Source organism: Micromonospora sp. MH33, assembly GCF_003013775.1.
GTDB classification, from domain to species: domain Bacteria; phylum Actinomycetota; class Actinomycetes; order Mycobacteriales; family Micromonosporaceae; genus Micromonospora; species Micromonospora fulviviridis.
Map to the genome: position 1 here is coordinate 1 of NZ_MUYZ01000323.1, position 7,584 is coordinate 7,584.

General features: G+C 74.4%; 5 protein-coding genes. 4 read left to right on the top strand and 1 reads right to left on the bottom strand.

All coding sequences use genetic code 11. From position 1 onward, the window contains the following. From mfd to B0E53_RS30940, 4 genes are all read left to right on the top strand, one after another. On the top strand, positions 1-3,494 hold a 3,494-nt coding region (mfd, locus tag B0E53_RS30925), incomplete at its 5' end, for a transcription-repair coupling factor (protein ID WP_107079217.1). Between the two features lie 47 nt (positions 3,495-3,541). Continuing rightward, positions 3,542-4,294, top strand: coding sequence for a hypothetical protein (locus B0E53_RS30930; protein ID WP_107079221.1), 753 nt, complete (start codon positions 3,542-3,544; stop codon positions 4,292-4,294). Between the two features lie 2 nt (positions 4,295-4,296). Next, complete coding sequence (locus B0E53_RS30935) at positions 4,297-5,286, top strand: nucleoside triphosphate pyrophosphohydrolase (protein ID WP_107079218.1); 990 nt, start codon at positions 4,297-4,299, stop codon at positions 5,284-5,286. Between the two features lie 65 nt (positions 5,287-5,351). After that, positions 5,352-6,971 (top strand): DUF885 domain-containing protein, encoded by a 1,620-nt coding sequence (locus tag B0E53_RS30940; RefSeq protein WP_107079219.1) that lies wholly within the window; start codon positions 5,352-5,354, stop codon positions 6,969-6,971. A gap of 2 nt (positions 6,972-6,973) precedes the next feature. Here B0E53_RS30940 and B0E53_RS30945 read toward each other — a convergent pair. Further along, positions 6,974-7,584 (bottom strand): NUDIX domain-containing protein (locus B0E53_RS30945; RefSeq protein ID WP_107079220.1); only part of this gene is annotated, 611 nt, incomplete at its 5' end.

Genomic DNA, 7,584 nt, shown 5'->3' on the forward strand with positions numbered 1-7,584 from the left:
ACGAGCCGGCCGGCGGCGCCGGCCGTCCCGTGCTCGCCGTGACGGCCACCACCCGCGAGGCCGACGACCTCGCCGCCGCGCTGGGCAGCCTGCTGCCCCCGGAGCAGGTGGCGGTCTTCCCGTCCTGGGAGACGCTGCCGCACGAGCGGCTCTCGCCCCGCTCCGACACCGTCGGGCGGCGGCTGGCCGTGCTGCGCCGGCTGGCCCACCCCGGCTCGGCCGACGCGCACGGCCGCACCGGCCCGCTGCGGGTCGTCGTGGCGCCCGTCCGCTCACTGCTCCAGCCGCAGCTCAAGGGGCTCGGCGACCTGGAGCCGGTGCAGCTCGCCGCCGGCGACGAGGCGGACCTGGAGGAGGTCGCCCGCCGGCTCACCGACATGGCGTACGCCCGGGTCGACCTGGTCACCAAGCGCGGCGAGTTCGCCGTGCGCGGCGGCATCCTCGACGTCTTCCCGCCCACCGACGAGCACCCGTCCCGGGTCGAGTTCTGGGGCGACGAGGTGGAGGAGATCCGCACCTTCGCCGTCGCCGACCAGCGCACCATCGAGGGCGTGCCGCAGCTCTGGGCGCCGCCGTGCCGCGAGCTGCTGCTCACCCCCGGCGTGCGCAAGCGGGCCGCCGCGCTCGCGCAGGAGCACCCCGAGCTGGCCGAGATCCTCGACAAGCTGGCCGAGGGCATCCCCGTCGAGGGGATGGAGTCGCTGGTCCCCGCACTGCTCGGCAGCGACAGCCTGGAGCTGCTGGTCGACACCATGCCGGCCGGCACCCACGTGCTGCTCTGCGACCCCGAGCGGATCCGCACCCGGGCGCACGACCTGGTGCGTACCTCCGACGAGTTCCTCCAGGCCAGCTGGGCCGCGGCCGCCGTCGGGGGCCAGGCCCCGGTCGACCTCGGCGCCGCTGCCTTCAAAACCCTGGCCGACGTACGGACCCGCGCCCGCGCCCTGCGTCAGCCCTGGTGGACCCTCGCCCCGTTCGGCCTGGTCGAGGCGGAGGCCGCGCCCGCCCCTCAGCCCTGGGAGGACGCCCCCACGGAGGTCGACGTCACCCCGGACGACGCCATCGCGGTGACCCTGGCCGCCCAGCCCGCCCCGCTCTACCACGGCGAGACCGCCCGGGTGGTCGACGACCTCAGGCGCTGGGCCGGCGAGGGCTGGTCGATCGCGCTGGTCTTCGAGGGGCACGGCCCCGCCCAGCGGGCCGTCGAGGTGCTCCGCGACGCCGGCCTCGGCGCCCGGCTCACCGAGGAGGTGCCGGCCGCGCCCGCCCCCGGCGACGTGCTGGTCTCCTGCGGCTGCCTGACCGCCGGCTTCGTCGACGAGGCGTCCCGGTTCGTGCTGCTCACCGGCAACGACGTCACCGGCGGCCGGGGCACCTCCACCCGCGACATGCGCAAGATGCCGAGCCGGCGGCGCAACACCATCGACCCGCTGGAGCTCAGGGCCGGCGACCACGTGGTGCACGAGCAGCACGGCATCGGGCGGTACGTCGAGCTGGTCCAGCGCACGGTCAACGGCGCGAGCCGGGAATACCTGGTCATCGAGTACGCGCCGAGCAAGCGCGGCCAGCCCGGCGACCGCCTCTTCGTCCCCACCGACCAGCTCGACCAGCTCTCCCGCTACGTCGGCGGCGAGCAGCCCACCCTGCACAAGATGGGTGGCTCGGACTGGCAGAAGTCCAAGGCCCGGGCCCGCAAGGCGGTCCGCGAGATCGCCGCCCAGCTGATCCAGCTCTACGCCGCCCGGAAGGCGTCCAAGGGGCACTCGTTCGGCCCGGACACCCCGTGGCAGCGCGAGCTGGAGGACGCCTTCCCCTGGCAGGAGACGCCCGACCAGCTGGCCGCCATCGAAGAGGTCAAGCGGGACATGGAGCAGACCGTCCCGATGGACCGGCTGATCTGCGGCGACGTCGGCTACGGCAAGACCGAGATCGCGGTCCGGGCGGCGTTCAAGGCGGTGCAGGACGGCAAGCAGGTGGCCGTGCTGGTGCCCACCACCCTGCTGGTGCAGCAGCACCACAACACCTTCGCCGAGCGGATGAGCCAGTTTCCGATCAGCATCCGGCAGCTCTCCCGGTTCCAGACGCCGAAGGAGACCGAGCGGACGCTGGAGATGGTCGCCGACGGCACAGTCGACGTCGTCATCGGCACCCACCGGCTGCTCCAGTCGGCCACCCGGTTCAAGCAGCTCGGGCTGGTCATCATCGACGAGGAGCAGCGCTTCGGTGTCGAGCACAAGGAGCACCTGAAGACGCTGCGCGCCTCGGTCGACGTGCTGGCCATGTCGGCCACCCCGATCCCGCGCACCCTGGAGATGGCGATCACCGGCATCCGGGAGATGTCCACCATCGCGACCCCGCCGGAGGAGCGGCACCCGGTGCTGACCTTCGTGGGGGCGTACGACGACCGGCAGGTGGCCGCCTCGATCCACCGCGAGCTGCTCCGCGACGGGCAGGTCTTCTACCTGCACAACCGGGTCGAGTCGATCGACAGGGCGGCCCGCCGGATCCGCGAGCTGGTGCCCGAGGCCCGGGTCGCGGTGGCGCACGGCCAGATGGGCGAGGAAGCGCTGGAGAAGGTGATGGTCGGCTTCTGGGAGAAGGAGTTCGACGTCCTGGTCTGCACCACGATCGTGGAGTCCGGCATCGACATCCCCAACGCCAACACCCTCATCGTCGAGCGGGCCGACCTGCTCGGCCTGGCCCAGCTGCACCAGATCCGGGGTCGGGTCGGCCGGGGCCGGGAGCGGGCGTACGCCTACTTCCTCTACCCGCCGGACAAGCCGCTCACCGAGAACGCCCACGAGCGGCTGGCCACCATCGCCCAGCACACCGAGCTGGGCGCCGGCATGTACGTGGCCATGAAGGACCTGGAGATCCGGGGCGCCGGCAACCTGCTCGGCGGCGAGCAGTCCGGGCACATCGAGGGCGTCGGCTTCGACCTCTACGTCCGGATGGTCGGCGAGGCGGTCTCCGCGTTCAAGGGTGAGCACGCGGAGGAGGAGACCGAGGTCAAGGTGGATCTCCCGATCGACGCGCACCTGCCGCACGACTACGTCGGCGTGGAGCGGCTGCGCCTGGAGATGTACCGCAAGCTGGCCGAGGCCCGCGACGAGGAGCGGCTGCGCGAGGTGGTTGCCGAGATGACGGATCGCTACGGCGAGCCGCCCGCGCCGGTGCAGAACCTGGTCGCGGTGGCCCGGTTCCGGCTGTTGGCCCGGCGGTACGGCCTCACCGACGTGTCGATGCAGGGCAAGCACATCCGGTTCGGCCCGCTGCCGCTGCCCGACTCGAAGCAGCTGCGGCTCAAGCGCTACCACCCGGACTCGGTCTACAAGCAGGCGCTCGACCAGGTCAGCGTGCCCCGGCCGAGCACCCGCCGGGTCGGCGGCGAGCCGCTGCGCGACCAGGCGCTGCTGGAGTGGTGCGCGCAGCTCCTCTCCGATGTGCTGGGGGAGCCGGTCGCGGCGCAGCCGGCCGGGGCGGGTGCGCGGTGAGGTGGGCGGCGTCACAGCCGGGCGCCGGCCGTGAGAGAGTGGCCGTCATGCGTGCTCGCCGTCTTGTCGCCGTCGCCAGCGTGGCGGTCGGCCTCGTCGCCCTCACCGGTTGCCGTACCGAGCCCGGGGTCGCCGCCTACATCGGTGACCACCGGGTCACCGAGGACCAGGTCACCTCGATCCTCGACGAGATGCGGGACGGCCTCGCCGCCTCGCCGGCCACCGCGCAGCAGGCCTCCGCCATGCTGCCGGGCCGGGACCAGGTGGTGGCCACCCTGGTGCTGCTGGACGTGTGCCGGGACCTCTCCGCCGACAAGGGCTACCAGCCGCAGGGGCAGGTCAGCCCGGCGCAGGTCGCCCAGCAGACGGGCCTGCCGGCCGACGCCGCCTACCCGCAGCGGGTGGCTGAGTTCTACACCTGCCTGTCCGGGCTGCCGGCCGGCGAGCAGGCGGCTCCCACCCAGGAGGAGCTGGCGACCGTGATCGCGGCGGGCCGCTCCGCCGGCGCCATCCCGCCGGACGTCAGCGACGCGGACGCCGCCGGGCAGCTCGACGGTTCGCAGCTCCGGTCCGCGCTGGCCACCCGCAAGGTGCTCGCCGACGCGATCGGCGGCTACGACGTCTCGGTGAACCCGCGCTACCGCCCGCTGCTCTTCCCGCTGCTCAGCTTCAAGGGCGACGTGGCGGCGGTCTCCGTGCCGCTGGGCGAGTCCGGCTCCGCGGTCACCGAGATCTCCACCCCGGAGCCCGAGTCGACCGAGCCGGGGACGGCCGACCCGAGCGCGTCGGTGGCGCCCTGAGCATGACCGCGCGCATCGTCCTGCTGGTCACCTCGCCCCGGCTGCCGGCCGGCCTGCTGACCGCGGCCGCCTGGGACGTCGTACGCTCCGCGCCGGTGCTGGCCGGCGCGGAGAGCGAGCTGGCCACGGCGGTCCGGTCGACGGGCGCCGAGGTCAGCGTGGTGACCGAGGGCGCCACGCAGGCGTTGCTCGAGGCGGCGGCCGCGCACGGCAGCGCGGTCTGGCTGGCCGGCCCGGCCGGCGACGAGGCGCTCGCCCGCGAGCTGGGGCTGCGGCTGGCCCGCCAACCCGGCCTGGCCGAGCTGGAGCTGATGTACGGCTCCTGGGACCCGCCGGGGGCCCGGCTGCTCGACGCGGTCGAGGTGATGGACCGGCTCGCCTCGCCGGGCGGTGACCCGTGGAAGCGGGCGCAGACCCACCGCAGCCTGGCCGGCTTCCTGCTGGAGGAGTGCTACGAGGCGTACGACGCGATCAGCGCCGACGACACCGACGGGCTCCGCGAGGAGCTGGGCGACGTGCTGCTCCAGGTGCTGCTGCACGCCCGGCTGGCCGAGGACCTGCCGGAGGGGAAGCGCTGGACGGTCGACGACGTGGCCGGCGGCCTGGTCGACAAGATGGTCCGCCGCAACCCGCACGTCTTCTCCGGTGAGCAGGCCGGCTCGATCGAGGAGATCGAGGCCAACTGGGAACGGATCAAGCGGGCCGAGAAGACCCGCGAGTCGGTGCTGGACGGCATCGCGTTGAGCCAGCCGGCGCTCGCCCTGGCCGCGAAGATCCTGGACCGTGCCGGCCGCATCGGTCTGGCGGTCCCCCCACCCCTGGCGGAATCCCAGGTCGACCCCGAGGCGCGACTCGGCGCCGGCCTCCTGGCCACGGTCGCCGCCGCGAGACAGGCCGGCATCGACCCCGAGGCCGCCCTCCGCCGCGCCGCCTTGGCGTACGCGGAGGCCGTCCGCGCCGCCGAACGCGCCGCCCCGGACCGGACCGGCTGACCGGACGGGCCGCGCCCGCGCCGGCGGCACCGGAAACGTCGGCGGAGATCGGTAGGGTCGTCGGCATGGAGTCGTTCGTGCCGCTCGCCGAGCGGATCGTGGAGGCGTTGCTGGAGAGCCGGCCCGGGCTGGCCACCTCGGCCGGGGACCACCGGTACGACGACCGGCTGCCCGACCTGTCGGCCGACGCCCTCGCCGCCGACCAGGCGATGCTGAAGGACGCGGCCGACGCGCTCTCCGAGATCGACCCCGACGCGCTCGACGTCGAGGAACGCGTCGACCACGCGCTGCTCAGCAGCATGGTCGACCGCGGGCTGTTCGAGGCGACCGAGATCCGCGGCCACGAGTGGGACCCGCTGCGGCACAACCCGGGTCCGCTGCTGCACGCCCTCATGGCCCGCCCGTACGCGCCGGTCGAGGAGCGGCTGACCCACCTGGCCGGGCGGCTGGCGGCCGTACCCGACGCGCTGGCGACCGCGCGCGCGACGCTGCGCGACATGCCGCGGATCCATGCCGAGACGGCGGTCGGGCAGTTCACCGGCACGGCGGCGCTGATCCGCGACGAGGTGCCCGGGCTGCTCGCCGAGGCGCCCGCGCTGCACGACCGGGTCGAGCCGGCCGCCACCGCGGCGATCGCCGCGCTGGAGGAGTTCGTGGCCTGGCTGCGCATCGGCCTGGCCGCCGACGCCGGCCCGGGGCGCGACCCCCGACTGGGCCGGCGGCGCTGGGAGGCGCGGCTCTGGCACACCCTCGACACCGAGCTGAGCGCCGCGGAGATCCAGCGCCGCGCCTGGGACAACCTCGACCGGGTCACCGCGGAGATCCGCGCGGCGGCCGTCGAGCTGGTCGGCGGCCCGGCCGACGACGAGACGGTACGCCGGGCGCTGGACCTGCTCGCCGCCGAGCACCCGGACGACGCCACCATCGTCGACCTCGCCTCGGTCACCCTCGACGAGGCGAGCGACTTCGTCCGGGCCCACGACCTGATCAGCCTGGTCGACGACCCGTGCGTGATCCAGGAGATGCCGGAGTTCGCCCGGGGCGTGGCGGTGGCCTACTGCGACTCGCCCGGCCCGTTGGAGACGGCCGACGTGCCGACCTTCTACTGCATCGCGCCCACCCCGGCGGACTGGCCGGCGCAGCGGGTCGAGTCGTTCTACCGCGAATACAACGACCACATGATCCGCAACCTGACCGTGCACGAGGCGATGCCGGGCCATTTCCTCCAGCTCGCCCACGCCCGCCGGTACGCCGGCCCGACCCGGGTCCGCGCGCTCACCGAGTCCGGGGTGTTCATCGAGGGCTGGGCGGTCTACACCGAGGAGCTGATGGCCGGGCTCGGCTTCGGCGGGCTGCCGGTCCGGCTCCAGCAGCTCAAGATGCAGCTCCGGATGACCATCAACGCGCTGCTCGACCAGCTCGTGCACTGCGAGGACCTGCCCGAGTCCGAGGCCATGGCGTTGATGACCGGGCGCGGCTTCCAGGAGGAGGGCGAGGCGGCCGGCAAGTGGCGGCGGGCGCTGCTCACTTCCACCCAGCTCTCCACCTACTTCGTCGGTTACAGCGAGATGGCCGACATCGCCCGCGCCCGGCCGGACGGGGTGTCGCCGCGCGACTGGCACGACGCCATGCTGGCGCACGACTGCCCGCCGCCCCGCCACCTGCGGACCCTGCTGGGGATCTGACCTCAGTGCGGCCCGGCGACCGCGTCGATCAACCAGCGTGAGATGGAGTACGCCGGGGGCAGCTCGGCCGGCAGCGCGTCCACCGGGAACCAGCGCGCCTCGGTCAGCTCCCTCGGGTCGACCACCGGCTCGGCCGCCGGGTCGGTGACGGTGGCGGTGAAGCCGGCGAGCAGGGTGCCCGGCCCGGACATGGCCCAGGGCTGGCTGTCCACGTAGGTGGGTCGGCCGATGGCCAGCCCGACCTCCTCGGCGACCTCCCGGTGGGCGGCCGCCTCCAGCGACTCGCCCGCCTCGACGAATCCGGCGACCAGCGCCCACAGCTCGGTCGGCCCGTACGCGTGCCGGACCAGCAGCAGCTCGTCGGGGCCGCCGGCCCGGCCGGGGCGGGTGATCGCCACCAGCACCGCGACGGAGAGCGGCAGGAACCCGGTCAGCCCGCAGGCGGGGCAGCGTCGCGCGGTCTCGCCCGGCACGTCGGCCAGTTCGGTCCGGCACGCGCCGCACCAGCGGTGGGTGCGCCGCCAGGTGACCACCGCGAGCGCCCGCCCGGCCAGGGCGGCGTGCGGTTCGGGCAGTTCGGCGGCGAGGCTCCGCCAGCCGCGCCAGCGACCGG

What these genes read in the sequence shown, in the direction of transcription:
- B0E53_RS30930 (WP_107079221.1), top strand. Translation starts at nt 3,542, where the DNA reads ATGCGTGCTCGCCGTCTTGTCGCCGTCGCCAGCGTGGCGGTCGGCCTC.
- B0E53_RS30940 (WP_107079219.1), top strand. Translation starts at nt 5,352, where the DNA reads ATGGAGTCGTTCGTGCCGCTCGCCGAGCGGATCGTGGAGGCGTTGCTG.
- B0E53_RS30935 (WP_107079218.1), top strand. Translation starts at nt 4,297, where the DNA reads ATGACCGCGCGCATCGTCCTGCTGGTCACCTCGCCCCGGCTGCCGGCC.